Origin of the sequence: Plantactinospora sp. BB1, from assembly GCF_003030385.1 — a bacterium.
GTDB lineage: Bacteria > Actinomycetota > Actinomycetes > Mycobacteriales > Micromonosporaceae > Plantactinospora.
The window spans coordinates 3,791,183-3,808,136 of the sequence record NZ_CP028159.1; the positions used below are offsets into that span (position 1 = coordinate 3,791,183).

General features: G+C 71.7%; 18 protein-coding genes. 9 read left to right on the plus strand and 9 right to left on the minus strand.

From position 1 onward, the window contains the following. The first annotated feature begins 59 nt into the window (after positions 1–59). On the plus strand, positions 60–1,310 hold the full coding sequence (locus C6W10_RS16610) for a CdaR family transcriptional regulator (protein WP_107258863.1): 1,251 nt from the start codon (positions 60–62) through the stop codon (positions 1,308–1,310). 166 nt (positions 1,311–1,476) lie between these two features. On the opposite strand, the gene C6W10_RS16615 is transcribed toward C6W10_RS16610, so the two are convergent. The 3 genes from C6W10_RS16615 to C6W10_RS38585 form a co-directional block, all read right to left on the minus strand. Then, complete coding sequence (locus C6W10_RS16615) at positions 1,477–1,734, minus strand: DUF3040 domain-containing protein (protein WP_107258864.1); 258 nt, start codon at positions 1,732–1,734, stop codon at positions 1,477–1,479. A gap of 120 nt (positions 1,735–1,854) precedes the next feature. Next, a complete protein-coding gene (locus C6W10_RS16620) occupies positions 1,855–2,331 on the minus strand; it encodes an STAS domain-containing protein (protein WP_107258865.1) in 477 nt (158 codons plus the stop codon). A 342-nt stretch (positions 2,332–2,673) separates the two neighbouring features. Then, positions 2,674–2,826, minus strand: coding sequence for a hypothetical protein (locus tag C6W10_RS38585; protein ID WP_234361797.1), 153 nt, complete (start codon positions 2,824–2,826; stop codon positions 2,674–2,676). Positions 2,827–2,893: 67 nt separating this feature from the next. Between C6W10_RS38585 and C6W10_RS16625 the strand changes: the two genes are divergently transcribed. Both C6W10_RS16625 and C6W10_RS16630 read left to right on the plus strand, forming a co-directional pair. Further along, positions 2,894–3,805 (plus strand): alpha/beta fold hydrolase, encoded by a 912-nt coding sequence (locus tag C6W10_RS16625; protein ID WP_234361799.1) that lies wholly within the window; start codon positions 2,894–2,896, stop codon positions 3,803–3,805. Positions 3,806–3,879: 74 nt separating this feature from the next. Beyond that, the gene (locus tag C6W10_RS16630) at positions 3,880–4,590 is read left to right on the plus strand and encodes a DNA alkylation repair protein (RefSeq protein WP_107258866.1); all 711 of its coding nucleotides are present in this window, start codon (positions 3,880–3,882) and stop codon (positions 4,588–4,590) included. Here C6W10_RS16630 and C6W10_RS16635 read toward each other — a convergent pair. Then, entirely contained in the window at positions 4,587–5,972 is a 1,386-nt protein-coding gene (locus C6W10_RS16635) for an APC family permease (RefSeq protein WP_107258867.1), read from the minus strand. The genes C6W10_RS16630 and C6W10_RS16635 overlap by 4 nt on opposite strands. A 210-nt stretch (positions 5,973–6,182) precedes the next feature. Here C6W10_RS16635 and C6W10_RS16640 point away from each other — a divergent pair, with 210 nt between their 5' ends. Continuing rightward, positions 6,183–6,602, plus strand: a complete 420-nt coding sequence (locus tag C6W10_RS16640) for a universal stress protein (RefSeq protein WP_107258868.1) — start codon at positions 6,183–6,185, stop codon at positions 6,600–6,602. A 94-nt stretch (positions 6,603–6,696) separates the two neighbouring features. Next, positions 6,697–7,476 carry a protein phosphatase 2C domain-containing protein gene (locus tag C6W10_RS16645; RefSeq protein ID WP_234361801.1) on the plus strand — a complete coding sequence of 260 codons (780 nt, stop codon included), beginning with the start codon at positions 6,697–6,699 and terminating at the stop codon, positions 7,474–7,476. A 67-nt stretch (positions 7,477–7,543) separates the two neighbouring features. Here C6W10_RS16645 and C6W10_RS16650 read toward each other — a convergent pair whose 3' ends face one another. Both C6W10_RS16650 and C6W10_RS16655 read right to left on the minus strand, forming a co-directional pair. Beyond that, a complete protein-coding gene (locus tag C6W10_RS16650; protein WP_107258870.1) occupies positions 7,544–8,092 on the minus strand; it encodes a hypothetical protein in 549 nt (182 codons plus the stop codon). Between the two features lie 199 nt (positions 8,093–8,291). Then, complete coding sequence (locus tag C6W10_RS16655) at positions 8,292–8,966, minus strand: TOPRIM nucleotidyl transferase/hydrolase domain-containing protein (protein WP_234361803.1); 675 nt, start codon at positions 8,964–8,966, stop codon at positions 8,292–8,294. A gap of 799 nt (positions 8,967–9,765) precedes the next feature. Here C6W10_RS16655 and C6W10_RS16660 point away from each other — a divergent pair. Both C6W10_RS16660 and C6W10_RS16665 read left to right on the plus strand, forming a co-directional pair. After that, positions 9,766–10,437, plus strand: a complete 672-nt coding sequence (locus C6W10_RS16660; protein ID WP_107258871.1) for a YeeE/YedE family protein — start codon at positions 9,766–9,768, stop codon at positions 10,435–10,437. Next, complete coding sequence (locus C6W10_RS16665) at positions 10,437–10,853, plus strand: YeeE/YedE thiosulfate transporter family protein (RefSeq protein ID WP_107258872.1); 417 nt, start codon at positions 10,437–10,439, stop codon at positions 10,851–10,853. The genes C6W10_RS16660 and C6W10_RS16665 overlap by 1 nt, the downstream gene beginning before the upstream one ends. 24 nt (positions 10,854–10,877) lie before the next feature. On the opposite strand, the gene C6W10_RS16670 is transcribed toward C6W10_RS16665, so the two are convergent. Then, positions 10,878–11,330: an STAS domain-containing protein gene (locus C6W10_RS16670; RefSeq protein WP_107258873.1), complete on the minus strand. Its 453-nt coding sequence runs from the start codon at positions 11,328–11,330 to the stop codon at positions 10,878–10,880. A gap of 208 nt (positions 11,331–11,538) precedes the next feature. Here C6W10_RS16670 and C6W10_RS16675 point away from each other — a divergent pair, with 208 nt between their 5' ends. Beyond that, the gene (locus tag C6W10_RS16675) at positions 11,539–12,177 is read left to right on the plus strand and encodes an ATP-binding protein (RefSeq protein ID WP_234361805.1); all 639 of its coding nucleotides are present in this window, start codon (positions 11,539–11,541) and stop codon (positions 12,175–12,177) included. Positions 12,178–12,423: 246 nt separating this feature from the next. On the opposite strand, the gene C6W10_RS16680 is transcribed toward C6W10_RS16675, so the two are convergent. Together C6W10_RS16680 and C6W10_RS16685 are read right to left on the minus strand one after the other, a co-directional pair. Next, on the minus strand, positions 12,424–14,139 hold the full coding sequence (locus C6W10_RS16680; protein ID WP_107258874.1) for a cellulase family glycosylhydrolase: 1,716 nt from the start codon (positions 14,137–14,139) through the stop codon (positions 12,424–12,426). 84 nt (positions 14,140–14,223) lie between these two features. Further along, the gene (locus tag C6W10_RS16685) at positions 14,224–15,276 is read right to left on the minus strand and encodes a lytic polysaccharide monooxygenase (RefSeq protein WP_107258875.1); all 1,053 of its coding nucleotides are present in this window, start codon (positions 15,274–15,276) and stop codon (positions 14,224–14,226) included. Positions 15,277–15,741: 465 nt separating this feature from the next. On the opposite strand from C6W10_RS16685, the gene C6W10_RS16690 reads away from it, so the two are divergent. Continuing rightward, a complete protein-coding gene (locus tag C6W10_RS16690; RefSeq protein ID WP_234361807.1) occupies positions 15,742–16,875 on the plus strand; it encodes a LacI family DNA-binding transcriptional regulator in 1,134 nt (377 codons plus the stop codon). Positions 16,876–16,954 lie beyond the last annotated feature (79 nt).

The following is a 16,954-nucleotide window of genomic DNA, read 5'->3' on the forward strand; positions in this document are numbered from 1 at the left end:
GGTAGGCGGTCGCCCGTTACAGGCGTCGACGCTTCGATGCCGGTGGAGGTGAGTCCGGCGTGACCGAACGCAGCAGGCAACGCCCTGGCAGACCTGCGGCGCCGTCCGCGTCGTCGGCCCGGGACGAGTGGCTGGTCGACGTGGCCAATGCGGCCGCCAGCGACGCCGGTGGCGTCCCGGTCGCCCTGCTCGGCGACTATCTCTCGCTGCTGGCCGACGCCGCGGTCAGTGGACGCCGCCCCAGACGTGCCGAGCTCGACGCGGTGGGCCGGCTCGGTCGGCAAGCCGCCGAGCAGGGAATCTCGGCCGGCCGGGTGGTGCAGTTGTACCTGTCGGCGGCGCGACGGCTCTGGACCGACCTGCCGATGGTCGTCCGGTCCCGGGACCGTGAGGCGGTACGGGCCGCTGCCGCGGCCGTACTCCAGGTCATCGACGAGGCGGTGGCGACGCTCGCCGAGGGCTACGCGGTGGCGCGGCGCGACCTGGTCCGGCGCGAGGAGACGCTGCGCCGGGAGCTGATCGACGACCTGCTGCGCGGCGACTCCGACCTCGGTGCCCTTGTCGAGCGCTCCGAGCCGTTCGGGCTCGACCTGGCCCGGGCGCACCAGGTGGCGCTCGCCGCACCGAGCCGGCGCCTGCCCGACACCGAGGCCGCGATCAGCACCCTGGAGGCCGTGATCTTCGACCGGCTCGGCGACCGGGACGTCCTGGTGGCCACCAAGGACGGGCTGCTGGTCGTGCTCGCCCCGGCCGAGGCGGCTTCGGCCGGCCGGGCGGCCCCCGTCGACGATCCGCGCAACGATCTCGGGCGACTGATGCACGGCGAGCTGAACCGCCTTCGGCACGGCCGTCCCTGGCGGATCGCCGTCGGCCGGCCGCACCCCGGGCTCTACGGGATCGCCCGCTCGTACGAGGAGGCACGCGAGGCGTTGACCATGGCCGAGCGACTACACGTCACCAACCCGGTCGTCAACGCCCATGACCTCCTGGTGTACCGGGTGCTGCTCCGCGACCAGCCCGCCATCGTCGACCTCGTCTCCGCCGTCCTCAGCCCGCTGACCCTGGCCCGGGGTGGTGCCCAGCCGCTGCTGGACACCATGGACGCCTACTTCGGCACCGGCGCGGTGGCCACGGAGACGGCGAAACGGCTACACGTCTCGGTACGGACCGTGACCTACCGGCTGGAGCGGATCAAGACGTTGATCGGCTACGACCCGACCGACCCGCAGCACCGGTTCACCCTGCACGCCGCGGTACTGGGCGCCAGGGCGCTCAACTGGCCGGCCAGCCCGCTGCCCACCGCCGGCTGAGCGTTCCGCCACGGATTCGCGCGAGCCGCGCCGCCGCCGTCGCGTCGACCTCCTGGAGCAGTGCGATCGCCACCCGGTGTTGTCGGCACCACCGGCGGTCTGGTCGGTCCAGCGTCCCGCCTTTCTCGCGACGTCCCAGCCCAGCGCCGACGCGCCGTCAGGTCGATCATCGACGCCGGTACAGGCTCCAGAGTCGCACCGTGACGATCGCCGAGACGACGGCGCCGATCGCGCTCAGGATGTACAGGCCGGCGCCCGCCGCCGTCACCGCGACCAGGAACGCGATGATCGCGGTCAGTTCACGCCATCCATCCGTCTGCCGGCTCCGTGGCTCGGCGGTGAACCGGTAGACGAACTCCGGGTCGTCGAGCCGGAGCCCGGCCTCGATCGCGGCGAGGCGCCGCTGTTCCGCTTCGGAGAGCATGATTTCTCCTCACATCGATACGGCCCTGTCGGGAAGGGACCCGGCGCGGGCACAGGAACCGTCGCCACTTCGGGTGCGGCGGGGCGCCCGGCGGATCCACGACGCCGACGGGGAGAGGGGTCATCGCCGCAGCCCCGGTACCTGCCGGGCCGTTCCTCGGCGGTGTGTCGCGGCGTGGGCGGTCTCGGCGCGCGACAGCCGGGTGGACCCGACGAGACCGTGGGGCGTGGTGGTGATCGCCAATCGCGGTGGCTGACTCGGGGGACCGGTGCGCGGCGTCGTATCCGGGCTGTGGGCGAGGACCGGGAGCACGCCGGTGACCTCCAGGATCCGCCGTACCGGCCGCTGCGGGTTGGTCACCAGGTACCGCAGTCGCAGCCGGACGGCGGTGTTGTGGCCGGCGACCAGCGCGCCGATCCCCGTACAGTCGAGAAACGTCACGCCGTCGAGGTCGACCGTGACCCCGGCCGCGTGCGGCGTGCCGAGCGCGTCCTGGATCGCGGCGCGCAGCAGACCACTGGTACCGAGATCCACCTCGCCGGCCACCCCCAGGGTGACCGTCGTGTCGTGGCTGGTGCGGCTCAGTGCGAAACGCATCGTGGCCTCCGTGCCTGCGGTGGGTAGGGCTTCTGTCGGGTGCGGCGGGGGATCGGCGGGGGCGCCGGGGTCGCCGCCCGGTCGCCGAGGCGTCGACGGCGATGGCGGTGGCGGTCGCGAAAGGCCGGCCGGTACTGTCGCCTGTGCTCGGTGCCCTGGTGGCCGGCGTCGGCCGCCCGCGTTCGGCTGCTCATCACGGCCCCCTCACGGATCCGGCGCAACCGCCGAGACTTAGCGTCTCTCCGCTGCGGCGCGGACGGCACGGGATGCCACCGGCCAACAACCGCAGTCGGTCATTGCCGACCAACAGCAACCATTTCGGCGTCACCGACGCCCGGGTGGTCACGAGACGACGTCGATCGACCGCGTCCCGTCCTCGATGGACAGCGCCACGGCACCCTCGATGGACAGGGCCACGGCACCCTCGGCGGCCGGTGACTCGTCCGGCAGCCCGCCGAACCCGTCCGCCGTCACCGCAGCGCGGGACCCGGGCACCGACCCTGCTATCGTCGTTTGCGAACAGCGTTCTCGAACGTATCCGAGGTGCGTCAGGGAGGTCGACGTGATCAGGACGCCGCGCAGCGCGCGCAACGGCGACGTTTTCCTCGCGGTCGACGAACTCGGCGGCGCCGGTGGTGAGCCGCTGCTGCTCGTCATGGGGCTCGGCGTCTCCCGGTACTGGTGGCCCGACGGACTGGTCGACGGACTGGTCGAGGCCGGGTTCCACGTGGCGGCCTTCGACGGCCGCGACGCCGGAGGCTCGACCCGCTTCGACGACGTCCCCGCCGACAACCCCCTCGCCGCGCTGCTGCGACGCCGGCCCCCCGCCTACACCGGCGAGGACATGGCCGACGACACCGTCGCCGTGCTCGACGCCCTCGGCTGGTCGAGCGCCCACCTCTTCGGCATCTCGCAGGGCGGTCTGGTGGCGCAGCGCACCGCGCTCCGGCATCCGCGGCGGGTACGCACGCTGACCTCCTACGCCGCCGTACCCAGCGACGCCCGGGCGGTGGCCGTGCTCAGGTATGTCCGGCTGCCCTTCCTGGCCCGCCTGACCCGCTTCCGCTTCCCCGCCGGCCGCGAGGGCGACGTGGCGGCGGGTCTGGCCCTGGCGCGGGCGATCGCCTCCCCGGGGTACGCCTTCGACGAGCCGGAGACCCGGACCCGGGTGGAGCGCGAACTCGACGCCGGGCTGCCCAGCGGAGTTCGCGACACCCGCGCCCAGGCACGGCAGACCGGCGCGTCCTGGCACGGCCCCCGACTGCGGGAGCTACGGGTACCCACCCTCGTGCTGCACGGCGAGCGGGACCCGCTGCTGCGCCCGTCCGCGGGTCGGCGCATCGCGACGAAGGTGCCGGGCGCACGGTACGTGGAGCTGCCGGGCACCGGTCACGACCTGCCGCGCGCCGTGTGGCCGACGGTGGTACGGGAGATCCGCGCCCTGACGGAGACCGCCGTACGCCCGACAGACTGATCCCGCATCCCCGGCCCGGCCCGGCGCCGTGGGCATCGGGGGAGGCGCCGGCGGTCGGGGTAGGTTGCACAATCATGGCCTCGACCGCGGATGTCCGGCACGACCTCGCCCGGCTCGCCGACCCGCGCCGGGCGGAGGGCGTCAGCCGCTTCCTCCAGATGGTCCCCGGCGGTTACGGCGAGGGCGACCGGGCCATCGGTGTCTCCGTCCCGGACCAGCGCCGGGTGGCCGGCAGGTACTGGCGCGATCTCTCCCTGGCCGAGACGGCGGAGCTGCTGGCGAGCGGCGTGCACGAGGAGCGACTGACCTCGCTCTTCGTCCTGGTCCGCAAGTTCGCCAAGGGGGACGAGGAGGAACGGGGCCGGATCTTCGACATCGTCCTGGCCAACACCGGCCGGATCAACAACTGGGACCTGGTGGACTCGTCCGCGCCGTACATCGTCGGCCCCTGGCTGATCGACAAGGACCGCAGCGTACTGGATCGGCTGGCCGGGTCGAGTCTGGTCTGGGACCGGCGGATCGCCGTCATGGCGACCTTCGCCTTCATCCGGGCCGGCGACTTCCACTGGACGTTCCGGCTCGGTGAGCGGCTGCTGCACGACCCGCACGACCTCGTGCACAAGGCGGTGGGCTGGATGCTGCGCGAGGTGGGCAACCGGGACCGGGCGGCGGCGGAGGAGTTCCTGGCCCGACACTATCGGGTGATGCCCCGGGTGATGCTGCGGTACGCGATCGAGAAGTTCGAACCGCAGCGGCGTCGGGAGTACCTCTCCGGCTTGGTCTAGGCATCCGAGGTGGCGCGTCGGCGCAGCAGGAACCGGTTGGTCAGGTAGGTGACCGCCCACAGGACGACCCCGATGACGAGCAGTATCCCGGCCACCCGGTAGTCGTCGGACGCCCGCCCGGAGAGCGGACTGGCCAGGTACGCGCAGGTGATCGCACCGGCCACCGGAATGAGGGTGGGCGCCCGGAAGTGCCGGTGCTCCACCGGGTCGCGCCGGAGCACCAGTACGGCGATGTTGACCACGGTGAAGACGGTGAGCAGCAGCAGCGACGTCGTACCGCCCAGCGCGGTCAGGTCGGCGAACCAGATCAGCCCGAAGGCGACCAGGGTGGTGAAGACGATGCCCACCCAGGGCGTACGCCTGGTGCGGTGGATCAGGCCGAGGACGCGCGGCAGTACCCCCTCGTGGGCCATGCCGTAGAGCAACCGGCTGGCCATCAGCATGTTGATCAGGGCGGAGTTCGCCACCGCGAACATCGTGATGAAGGCGAAGACGGTGAGCGGGAAGGCCGGCGCCCCGGCCGCGACGACCTTGAGCAGCGGGGCGTCGCCCTCGCTGAGATCCTCGGGGGAGACCAGGGCGACCGACGAGATCGACACCAGTACGTAGATCAGCCCGGTCACGCAGAGCCCGATCAGCATGATCTTCGGGAAGATCCGGACCGGGTCCTTGGTCTCCTCGGCCATGTTCACCGAGTCCTCGAATCCGACCATGGCGAAGAACGCCAGCGCGGTGGCCGCGGTGACCGAGAAGAACGCGTGCTCGCCCGGCGGCGACTCGAACTCCAGCAGCCGGGACATGTCGCCGTCGCCGCCGCCGAGCGCCCAGGCCCCGATGAAGATGACGATGAGCAGACCGGTCAGCTCGACGCAGGTCAGTACCACGTTCAGCTTGACGCTCTCGGCGACGCCCCGGAAGTTGACCAGGGCGATGAGCGTCATGAAGGCGACCGCGACCGCGGTGAGCCCGAGCCCCTCGCCGATCGACAGGTCGAAGGCCTCCGCGAAGTTGCCGGCGAAGGCCTTGGACGCGCTGGACGCGGAGGTGAGGCCCGAGCACATCACCGCGAAGGTGACGATGAAGGTGAGGAAGTGGATTCCGAACGCCTTGTGCGTGTAGAGCGCGGCACCCGCCGCCCTCGGGTACTTCGTCACCAGCTCCAGGTAGCTGAAGGCGGTCAGCATCGCCACCAGGAACGCCACCAGGAAGGGGAGCCACACCGCCCCGCCCACCTCGGCGGCGACCTTGCCGGTGAGCGCGTAGACCCCGGTGCCGAGAATGTCCCCGACCACGAAGAGCAGCAACAGGCCGGGGCCGATCACCCGCTTGAGGGTCGGCTCGTCACGCTCGATGCTGTCGCCGGGTGCCGGTGCGTCCGCCACAGCCCCTCCCCTCCATCTCCGCCTCCGAGGTGTGACTCGGCGCGAAGCGTGCTAAACCTCATCGATGTGCAGAGCCACACGGTATTCGATCCACCGCCCGGGCGCGCTCCGAGAGTGCCCTTGTTCCGGATACCCGACCCGGCCCAGCATTGACCCGGACGTCATGAGCGGGCGGAACCCCCGAAGCCGAGCCCGTGATCGGAGGACGACATGCACATCGTGCTAGCTGCCAACCCCGAGGCCGACCAGCCGTGGGTCGCGGACGCGGTCGCGGATCTCGTCCGGCAGAGCGGCGGGTCGGTCGCGGTGCTCGCCGTGGACGAGGTGGAACTCGAACGACTGGCCCCGGCGCCGCGCAGCGTCTTCACCGAGCGGGCGCAACAGGCCGCTTCGGCGGCGGTCCGGCGGTTGGCCGAGGCCGGGATCGAGGCGAGCGTGACGGTACGCTCCGGCCGTCCTCTGCAACAGATCCTGGAATTCGCCGACGAGCAGCGGGCCGACCTGATCGTGGTGGGGTCCAGCACCCGCCCGGCGGTGGCCGAACGCCTGCTCGGCAGCCTGCCGCTGGCACTGATCGGAAAGTCGCCCCGGCCGGTGCTGGTGGTCACCCATCCGCATCATTCCCGCTGACCGGGCGCCGTCGTCCGGGTGACCGCGCCCGGCCCACTGCTACGGTCGAGGCCCTGGGCGGCGGGAAGGACGGCGGCGCGACATGCGGGTGGCGATGACGAGCGTCGCGGCGCCGGGCCACCCGAACGAGGACTTCACCGGCGCCGTACCCGACGCGGCCGTGCTGATCGACGGCGCCGGCATCCCCGGCGCCGATTCGGTCTGCCGGCACGGCGTCGTCTGGTACGCCCACCGGCTGGGCGGCGCCCTGCTCAGCCGCCTGTCACAGGGGCGTGAGCGGAGCCTTGCGGCGCTGCTGGCCGACGCCATCGAGCAGGTGACGGATAGTCATCGGGACAGCTGTGACGTCGCCGACCCGATAAGTCCGTCGGCGACCGTAGCCCTGCTGCGCCGCCGCGACGGTCTCGTCGAGCACCTGGTCCTCGGTGACTCGGTCGTCGTGCTCGCCAGGGTGGCCGGTGCACCCCTGGTCTCCGCCGACCGCCGTGAGGTGATCATTAGCGGGGCGTACCAGTCCATTCTGGAGGGCATCACGCCGGGCAGCGACGAATACCACCGGGTCCTCGCGGAACTGCGTGCCAACCGCAACCAGCCGGGCGGGTTCTGGCTCGCCAAGGACGACCCGCGCGCCGCGTACGAGGCGGTCACCGGAAGCCTGCCCGTAACCGAGCTGACCGGTGCCGTCCTGCTCAGCAACGGGGCCAGCCGGATCGTGGACCGGTTCGGGCTCACCGACTGGCCGGGACTGGTCGCCCTGCTGGGATCGAGCGGGGCCGCCGGAGTCATCCAGCGGGTCCGGCAGGCGGAGGCGCGCCACGAGGTGCCGTCGGACGATGCGACGATCACGTTCTGTACCGAGCTCGACCGCTGCTGACCGTTGCCGACGAGCCCGCCGCTCTGTGCTTCGTCACGGGTCCCCGGGGCGTCGTGACGGGCGGAACTCAGTCGCCGCTCCAGCCGAAGAAGTAGATGGTCTCCGGGCGGTCACCGTCGTACCCGACCACGTACGCCCCATGCCACCGCTCGAATCCGCTCAGCCCCTCCCCGAGCGCGCGTTCGACGGCGGCGACGTCCGGGCGGCGGGTGCCGAACCACCGGTCGAGTTCGTCGTCGGGCAGCGGTGCCACCCGGCCGCCCTCGGGCCGGTCCGCCACCCCGATCATGTCGATCACCGAGTGGGTGCCGGAGAACGGCTGCGACGCGAGGAGCGTGTCCGGATCGACGACGTCGATCTGCGCCGCATGCCATTCCTCGCGAGCCAGCCCGTCGTCCGGGTCGCCCGCGTCCTCGCCGAACGCGGCGAGGAATCCCTCCCGCATCTCGGCGACCGAGGCGGCGGCGTACTCCTGCTCGCTCATCTGCCGGGCGCGCAGGTTCGGCTCGGCGCGATAGCAGTCACCCTCCTGGTACGCCTCCTCGCGGGCCTGCTGAAGCGCCGCCGCGATGTCCGCCTGGTATGGAACCTTGCGGCTCCACGACGATGCCCCCACGCTTCCCCCGATCTTGGTCGGGCGAGTGTATCGGCCCCGCCGGTCGCCGCTTCCGGGCGGCAGCCCCGACCCCCTCCCTCCCCAGCAGGACGGGATGCGCGGCGCGCACCCGGCACGGCAACCGGCCGGTGCGCGTGGCACGGCGACGGGTCAAGGCACCCGGCGTGGCGACGGTCAACGCAGCCGGCGCGGCGACAGGTCAGGGCACCCGAACGGCGGTGAGCAACGCGTCGAGCGGTCGTGGCAGGGCGTCCCGGCCGGCCGCCGCCTCGACGAGCAACCGGGCGTACCGCAGCTTCCGACGTGAGCCGCTGCCGAAGAAGCGTCGCAGCTGCGCCCCGGGTTCCCGGCCCCGCCAGGCGGGCTGGCTCTGCAACGAGCGGAACGACCCGAGGTCGCCCTGCGAGTCGAGTAGAGTCTCGACGCCTTCGGTGCCCAGGGCGCGGATCAACTCGTCCTCCAGGTCGTCCACGCAGACGAAGAACCCGAGATCCTCCAGTTCGGCGCGGGTACCGGGTGCGCCGACGTCGGCGGCGGCCAGCCCGCGCCGGAATATCTCCGCCTCGGCCCGGTCGCAGAGGCCGGCAAGTCGGGCCCGGATCCGCAGCGCCCGGAAACTGGTCAGGGTACGGCCGATCGCGTGTGCACCGCCGATCGGCACGACCACCACCCGCTCCGCCCCGAGATCCCGGCCACGGCACACCGCGGCGGTCTCCACGGCGATCTGGTCGCTGATGCCCTCGACGAGTACCACGACCAGGGCGCTGCCGACCTTCGTCAGGGCGTGCGCCGTTGCCGAGGTGGGCGCGGTGGGGCCACTCAGATAGCCATCGAGCGCCCGGCGGGCAAGCTCGCGGCGCTGGGCGACATCCATGTCGTTCCCCGGTCCAGGTGGCTGTGCGGCGAGGTCACCCGACGTCGCCCCGGCTCCACCCCGGTCGTCGGTGCACCGGGAAGCCGCCGGCCCGTCGGGTGGTGGGCATGGGCGCCATCATCGTCCCGCCGTACGACGGCCGACAAGCGATTAACAGCGACCGGGTACGGCGGTCCGAAGCGGGTCGGAGAGGTCGGCGCCGACGGGCGTACGGGGCCCTCCCCGAATGCCGCCCCCAACGATCCTCCATCGAATGTGATCACACTGTGAATGGTCTATGCTTGCCCGCGATCAGCAGACAGGGACCGCGCTCGACCGCCAGGTCCGCCGGGTGGCGCAGCGGGTGAGACTGGAGTGATATGGGCTGCCCACACAGTGAACGATGCCCGCTGTTTCCACTCCTCAACGCCAGTTTACGGAGCTGGCGGGACTACTACTGTGACACCGCGGACGGTTGGCAGGAGTGTGCCAGATACCGGCTGTCACTGACCGGCGCGGTCGTGCCGATCATATTGCTGCCGAACGGAGTCAACGCCCAGCACCTGAAGTCGGCCGCTGCGGGAGTCGACCGGGCCGGACCGGCCCAGCCGGCCCGGCCACACTGGTCCGGTCCTGATCCCCGACGACCGGTGGAGCGGCCGACGGCCTTCTTCGAGCAGGCCGCGACGCGACCCCAACCGCCGACGCACCCGCTGTTTCCACACGTCGCACAGAGTCCACGGAACACCCCAGCGGGGCCGCCGCAACCCCGGCGCCGCCGTTGGTGGACCCGCCTTCTCGATTGGATCTCAGGCCCCGCATGAGCAACTACTGGCCCTGGTGGGCAGGCGCCGTCGGCCTTGCCGTCGTCACCATCAACTACACCGTCAGCACCGATCGGTCCTTCGGGGTCTCCTCGGCCTGGGAACGCGTCCTGCACTGGCGGGAGGAGCGCCGGGCCGAGCGGATGGACGCCCAGTTCGCCGACGAGCGCGCGCTCACCGAGGCGCTCGCGGCAGCGACCGCCGCGCACTTCGGGACCCGGGCCGGGGCGCCCACGCCGCCGTACGCCGGGGTCGTCGAGCCGGAGACGGCCGCCCGGGGGGTCGAACCGCCCACGGGTACGCCGAGCGCGACCGCGCCCGACGCGACTGCCAGCCCGCGCCCGGCGCCACTGGTCAGCCAGGCGGCCCTGCTCCTGTCGATCTTCGTCGGTGGCTGGGTGGCGGCGGTGACGGCGGGACGGTTCGAGTTCCGTCTCGACATGGGCGACGGCTTCCGCGAGATCGTCACCGGCTCTCCGCCGCAGATGATCGGGGTCCTCTTCGTCGGCGGCGTACTCGTCGGCTTCGGTACCCGTCTCGCCGGAGGCTGTTCCTCGGGCCACGGACTCAACGGCTGCGGGCGGCTGCATCCGGACAGCATCGTCGCGACGGCCGTCTTCTTCGGTACCGCCGTCCTGGTCTCGTTCCTGCTCTGGAAGGTGGTGTGATGCGTACCCGGGGCGGACTTCTGATCGCCAACATCATCGCCGGGCTCGCTCTCGGTTTCACCGTCACCAACATCGGGTTCGGTGACTACGCCGAACTGAACCGCATGTTCACGTTCCAGGACCTGCGCATGCTCTTCGCCTTCGGTGGCGGTGTCGCGCTGATCGTCGCGGTCTTCGCCCTGCTCCGGGTCCGCCGCACACCGGGACGCATCCACCCGGGCGTGATACCCGGCGCGCTGCTCTTCGGCGGCGGCTGGGCGCTCTCCGGCGGATGCCCGGCGATCCCGATCATCCAGGTCGCCAGCGGATACCTGCCGGCCCTGGTCACCATCGTGGGCATCGTGGTCGGTACCCGGCTCTGCCGCTGGGTCAACGCCAGATACCTGCACCTCGACGTCGGATCCTGCGGTCGGTGACGACCGCGACCGACCGTGGCGGTTTCAGGTGTCGGTGGCCGGCGGGAGGCCGAAGAGCTCGGCGACCCGGGTGACCTCGAAGATCAGCCGTACGAACGGACTGGGTGAGACGACCAGCAGCGTGCCGCCGAGCGCGTTGGTCCAGGCCCGGCATTCCAGCAGCGCCCTGATCCCGGCCGCGTCGCAGAAGGTCAACCGGGAGAGGTCGACGGTGAGGCTGGCGAGTTCTCGGTCGAGCAGTTGTCCGAAGACACGGCGCAGCGTCTCCACCGTGTCCATGTCCAGATATCCGTCCAGCCGGAGCGTCACGTCGCCGTCGGGACGAGGGTCGACGGCGACGTCGAGCGTCTGCTCGTCCCGGGTACCCGGGTCAGCGGAGAGCGGGTCCGCCCGAGGAACCGCTTCCGGGGTACCGGTCGGGGGTTGCCGCGTCGTCGCGCTGGCGGCCGGGTCGACGAAGGGTCGCTCGGTCGCCATCACGCCTCCCCGAGGATCGCGGCGATCGGTTCGGACGGCTCGGGGTCGGCACGACGAGTCCAATCTGCCCGGACCTGCCGGGGGCGTTACCCTGCGGACAGGTAGCCAAACGCCGATGTCGCGGTGGCCGTGTCGGATCCGCGACCGGCGGCACGGTTTCGCAACCCGGACAGGAGTGGACGGGCCCGCATCGGGGAATGATGCCGGGATGGCTCCAGTGATCCGGTGTGACGTCGAGGTAGCGGGCAGTTACCTGCTGGCTCGGCTCACGGGTGACCTCGCCCTGGTGACCACCGCGACGGTGCGGGCCGGCCTGTTGCAGTGTCTCGCCGAGCAGCCGGACGGGCTGCTGGTCGACCTCTCCGAGATGCTGGTCCGGGAAGCGACGGCGCTGTCGGTGTTCGGGACGGTGGCGCGGCAGGCGGCCCTGTGGCCCGGAACTCCGGTACTCCTCTGCGCCCCCGACCCGGGGACCGCGAGGTTGCTGGCCGGCGGCGCCTTCGGCCGGCTGGCGGTGTTCGGCTCCACCAGGGAGGCGGTGGCGGCCGAGCCGGGCCGGCGACTGCCCTCGGCCGGCGAACTGCTGCTGCCGCTCGCGGGTTCGGCGAGCCGGGCCCGCGACGTCGTGACGGAGGCCCTCACCCGATGGGAGCTGCCCAATCTGGTCGCCCCGGTCAGCATCGTGGCCACCGAGCTGGTGGCGAATGCGGTGCTGCACGCGCGGACGATGATGGACCTGCGGATCTCCCGGTGTCCTTCCCAGGTGATGCTCTCGGTCTGTGACGGCAGCACCGTCGAGCCCCGGCTCTGCCGCCGTCGCCCGAGTCGGCGGCTGGTCGCGGGCTGATGCTCGTGGACGCGACGGCCCGGCGGTGGGGAAGCCTGCCCACCGACGGCGGCAAGGTGGTCTGGGCGGTCTTCCACACCGACGCCCGGTCGCCGTACTGAGCGGGCGTCCGTCGGGCCCACCGGTCCACCATGACGCGTGCTCGGGGCTGCCCGGGATCGGGCGGCTCCGGGGCGCTGCCGGATCTGACCCACGCTCGGCGTCGACGGGGCCGCGGGCGTACCGACGCCGCGGCCCCGTCGACGTTCAGCTGGTGCTGCCGGTCAACGAGTCGCCGGATCTGGTCAGGCGGTACGTGATCCGGGTGCCGCTCCAGAAGTGGAACGTGAGGGTCACGGTGCCGTCGTCGACCTCGGCGAAGAACTCGGGTTTCAGGATGATGGTGTCGGCGTCGTAGTCCGGCTGGAAGTGCTGCCAGAACTCCTTGAACGAGGTCCAGTTCGCCGGCCCGGCGGGGGTTCCGTCGGCGTACCTGGCCTCCATGGTGGCGAGCTGGTCGCCGCGGAACCGGGTGGGGATGGCGAACGACGCGGTGGTGCCGGTGGTGGCCGACTGGGTCGGCGGGTCGGAGCTGATGATGCTGATCTGCCACGGCACGCCCTGGGAGAACCGGGCCTCGATGGTGGCGTTGACGCCGTAGGCGCGGTCGCCGGCCAGCCGGGTGAGGGCGGCCGGGGTGAGGGTGAGCGTGGTGCCGGAGACGGCGTAGTCGCTGCCCCGGGCGAGGCTGCGCCCGCCCTGCCACAGGCCCTGGAACGACGTGCCGTTGGGGTTCAGCGTGAGCGTCCTGCCGGTGATGGTGCCGCTGCGGGGCACGTACACCTGGTCGGAGGAGGCGGTGCCGGAGCGGGTGGTCCAGCCTGCCCTCATCATGGCGAAGACGCCCGGGTCACGCCAGCGCAGCTCGGTACGCTCCAGGAACTGGCCCGCGTCCCAGACCATGGTGGTGAGGTTGCGGATCCGGGCGTGGTAGCCGACCGCCTCCAGGAACTTGAGGAACTCGCCCCGTTCGATGACGCCCGGCCGGTTGTGGTCCCAGTTGAGCAGGGCCCACTCGCCGATGATGACCGGGAGGCCTCGGGCCACGAACGAGTCGCGGACCCGGTCGAACGTACCGGTCAGGTCCTGTTCGACGTTGGCGTCGTAGCGGGTACCGCCGGCGATGTTGACGCTGAACGGCCACCAGCCGTAGAAGTGGACGGTGGCGGCGAGGTTGGGGTCGCGGAGCTGGTCGAACGTGGCGTTCAACGCGTCGAGCCGCCCCTGGTCGGCGTTGGTGAACAGGGTCGGCAGCACCAGCAGCCGGGTCGTGTTGTCTCCGCCGGACCGGCGGACGATCCGCACGAACTCGGTGTTGAGTTCGTGCAGCAGGGCGTAGCTCTGCTCGTCGGTACTGTCGGCGAACTGCGGTTCGTTGATGCTCTCGAAGACGAGCCGGGGTGAGTGGTCGCGGAACGCGGCGCTGATCTGGGTCCAGAGCGCGTCGTACCGGGCGAGCACGCCGGCGCGGTCACCGGGGTAGGTGTTGATCCACTGCCAGGAGTCGTGGTGCAGGTTGATCATTACGTACAGGCCCTCGGCCAGCGACCAGTCGACGATCTGGCGGACCCGGTTCAGCCAGGCGGTGTCGATGGCGTATTCCGGTGCGGGGCCGTGATGGTTGCTCCAGGTGATCGGCAGCCGGATGCTGCGGTAACCCTGCGACCGCACGTGGCGCAGCAGGGCCCGGGTGGTGAGCGGGTTGCCCCAGGCGGTCTCGTCCGGGATGGCGTCCAGCGTGTTTCCCAGGTTCCAGCCCGGCTGCATGGCGGCCACCGTCGCCATCGGGTTGCCCGGCGGGGGAGGGGTCGCCGCCGCCGGGGCGCCGACCGCCACCATCATTCCGGCGACCAGCAGGGCGGCGGCGCCACCGGCGACCAGGCCGATCCGCAGCCGCGCTCGTCGTCTGTTCAGCAGATTCATCGGTACTCTTCCTTGCCGTAGTTTCGCCCTTGTCCGGGCGCGCCGGGTCGCCCCACCGCTGCGGGGCGGGCCCGACGTGGTGGGTCAACGGGTGGCCACGCAGCCGAGGCTGGGGGCCCGGTTCGCGCCGAGCCAGGCGCCGAGCACCCCGAAGGTGGTGCTGGCCCCGGCGGCGAGGTTGCCGTTCTGGGTGGTGTTGCCGGCGGTGACCGTCGAGCCGTTCGAGCTGACCGAGGCGTTCCACGACTGGCCGACCGTCTGCCCGTCCGGGAAGACCATGCTCACCGTCCAGCCCCGGATCGCGGCGCTGCCGGCGGTCACCTTCACCTCGGCCTGGAAGCCACCGTTCCACTGGCTCGTGACGGCGTACGTGGCCGTGCAGCCGTCGTTCCCCGGCGGCGGGGAGGGCGGCGGGGTGGTCGGGTCCGGCGTACCGCCGGGGAAGCGTACGTCCGAGCACATGTAGTAGTTCTGGTCGGCGTGCCCGGCCCGCCAGACCGCGTACACGATGTGCCGGCCGGTCCGCCCGGGTGCGCTGACCTGGAAGGAGTAGTCGACGCCGTTGAGCAGCGGGTCGTCCGGTCTGGTCGGCCATCCCGTGTCGGGGAACGGGCCGGTGTCCCTGACCAGTTCCAGGTCGCTCCAGCGCAGGCGTTGGGTGACGGGGTCGAAGCCCTGTCTGGTGACGTAGATGCGGATGTAGGCGGCGCCGTGCCGGGCCTGGTCGTGCATGGTCCAGGTGAACGTGTTGGGTACGGCCTGGGCGCGCCACAGGCCGGGGTTGTCCAGCGCGGAGTACGTGGCGTCCCCGCCGCCGCAGAGCTGACCGTCCGGTACGCGTGCCCGGTGGTCGTCGTGCACGTTGTCCTGGATGAGGCCGTTCCAGGTCCACATCGCGGCCGGGTTCGCCTGGTAGGCCTGCCAGCACATCGGGTCCTGCGTGCGCATGACGGGATTCAGCCAGTCCACCCAGCGGGTGGCGCAGCCGTAGTGGCGCGACGCCGGGTCGACGGCCGAGCCGTGCGCCTCGGCCGGTTGCGGGTCGACCAGGAAGACGGTGAGCATGAGCAGGGCCGTCGCGGCGACGGCGAGCGGGCGCGGCACCGACGGCCGGCGCGCCCGGGCGGACGAGGACATGGAGCCTCCAGCGCTCGTAGCGGGTGGATGATGCGCGGCGGTGCCGCGACGACCGATCGGGTCACCCGGCCTGCCCACGCGCGAGCGACGGATCGGAGTGCTCCGCGGAGGCTGCCCGATGCCTCCGCGAGACGCTGCCTGCTCCCACAGCGGCGGAAACCTGCGGTACTCAACGCCGAAAGTTTCTGCCCGCAGACGCTACGCCTTTCTATGATGTGCGTCAATGTATGCGATAGAGCACGGCCTGAGCCTGGCGCTTGCCGTGGTTGTCGCCGAGATCGCTAAGCGTCACTACGCTCCGCTTCAGAAACTATCGGGACCGCATCCAGAAACTTTCTAGGCTCGGTGCTCGGCCCGGGGCGCCGGGCGAGCCCGGCGGGGCATCGATCGGCAGGCCGGTCCGGCTCCACATCGGACCGCTGCGCGGCCACGCCCGGACACGGCCGAACCGGCTATCCTTGCGCCGTGAACGGCGCCCGTGGCCGGCCGTACGGTCGGCGTGGCGGTGACGCCAGCACGGGACGGGCGACGGAGGGGGCCACCTTGTCGAGCGCCGAGTCGGGCGGACCGGTCACCGACCGGGAGTACCCGCGGGGCGACCCGACCACGCCGGTGACGATCTCCTACATCGCCGAGTCGGCCGGCGTCTCGATTCCGACCGTGTCCAAGGTGATCAACGGTCGTTCCGGTGTCGCCGCGAACACCCGGGCCCGGGTCGAGGCCGTGATCCACCAGTACGGCTACCGCAAGCCGGCGCCGGTCAGCCGCAGCAACATGATGGAGCTGGTCTTCGACGAGCTGGAGCACCTGTGGGGGCTCGAAATCATCCGTGGGGTCGAGCGGGTGGCCCGCCGGCAGCGGGTGGGTGTGGTGCTCACGGAGTTCGGGCCGCAGCGCAACGCGATCCGGTACTGGATCGACGACACCCTCGCCCGCCGTCCGGCCTGCATCGTGACGGTCGCCCAACTGTCGCAGGAGCAACGCGACCAGCTGCGCGCCAGAGGCATCCCCTTCGTGGTCTTCGACCCCACCGCCGAGCTTCCCGACGACGTGCCGTTCGTCGGGGCCACGAACTGGGCCGGGGGCCGGTCGGCCACCCGCCACCTCGTCGAGCTGGGGCACCGGCGCATCGCGATGATCGGTGGACCCGACCAGATCCTCTGCTGCCGGGCCAGGCTGGACGGTTACCGCTCGGCGATGGAGGGGGCCGGGCTGGCGGTGGAGAGCGACCTTCTCGTGCGTACCGCGCTGACCCAGCAGGGCGGCTACCAGGCCGCCGCCGACCTGCTGGCCCGCCCGCAGCGGCCCACGGCGATCTTCGCCTGCAACGACCTTCAGGCGCTCGGCGTCTACCAGGCCGCGCGCGCGGCCGGGCTCCGCATCCCCGCGGACCTGAGCGTGGTGGGCTTCGACGACCTGCCGGTCACCGCGCTGGTCGACCCGGCGCTGACCACCGTCCACCAGCCACTGATCGAGATGGCCATGGCCGCCACCGAACTGGCGCTCGCGCTCGGACGTGGCGAGAAGGCGCCGCAGGCCGGGCTCGAACTGGCGACGACGCTCACCGTCCGGCAGAGCACCGCACCACCGCCGTACTGACGGCTGAGCGGGCTGGAGAACGTTACCCACGATCGTCGGCGGACCGTGCCGATCCGTCCCGTACGGGGCGTCGGACGAG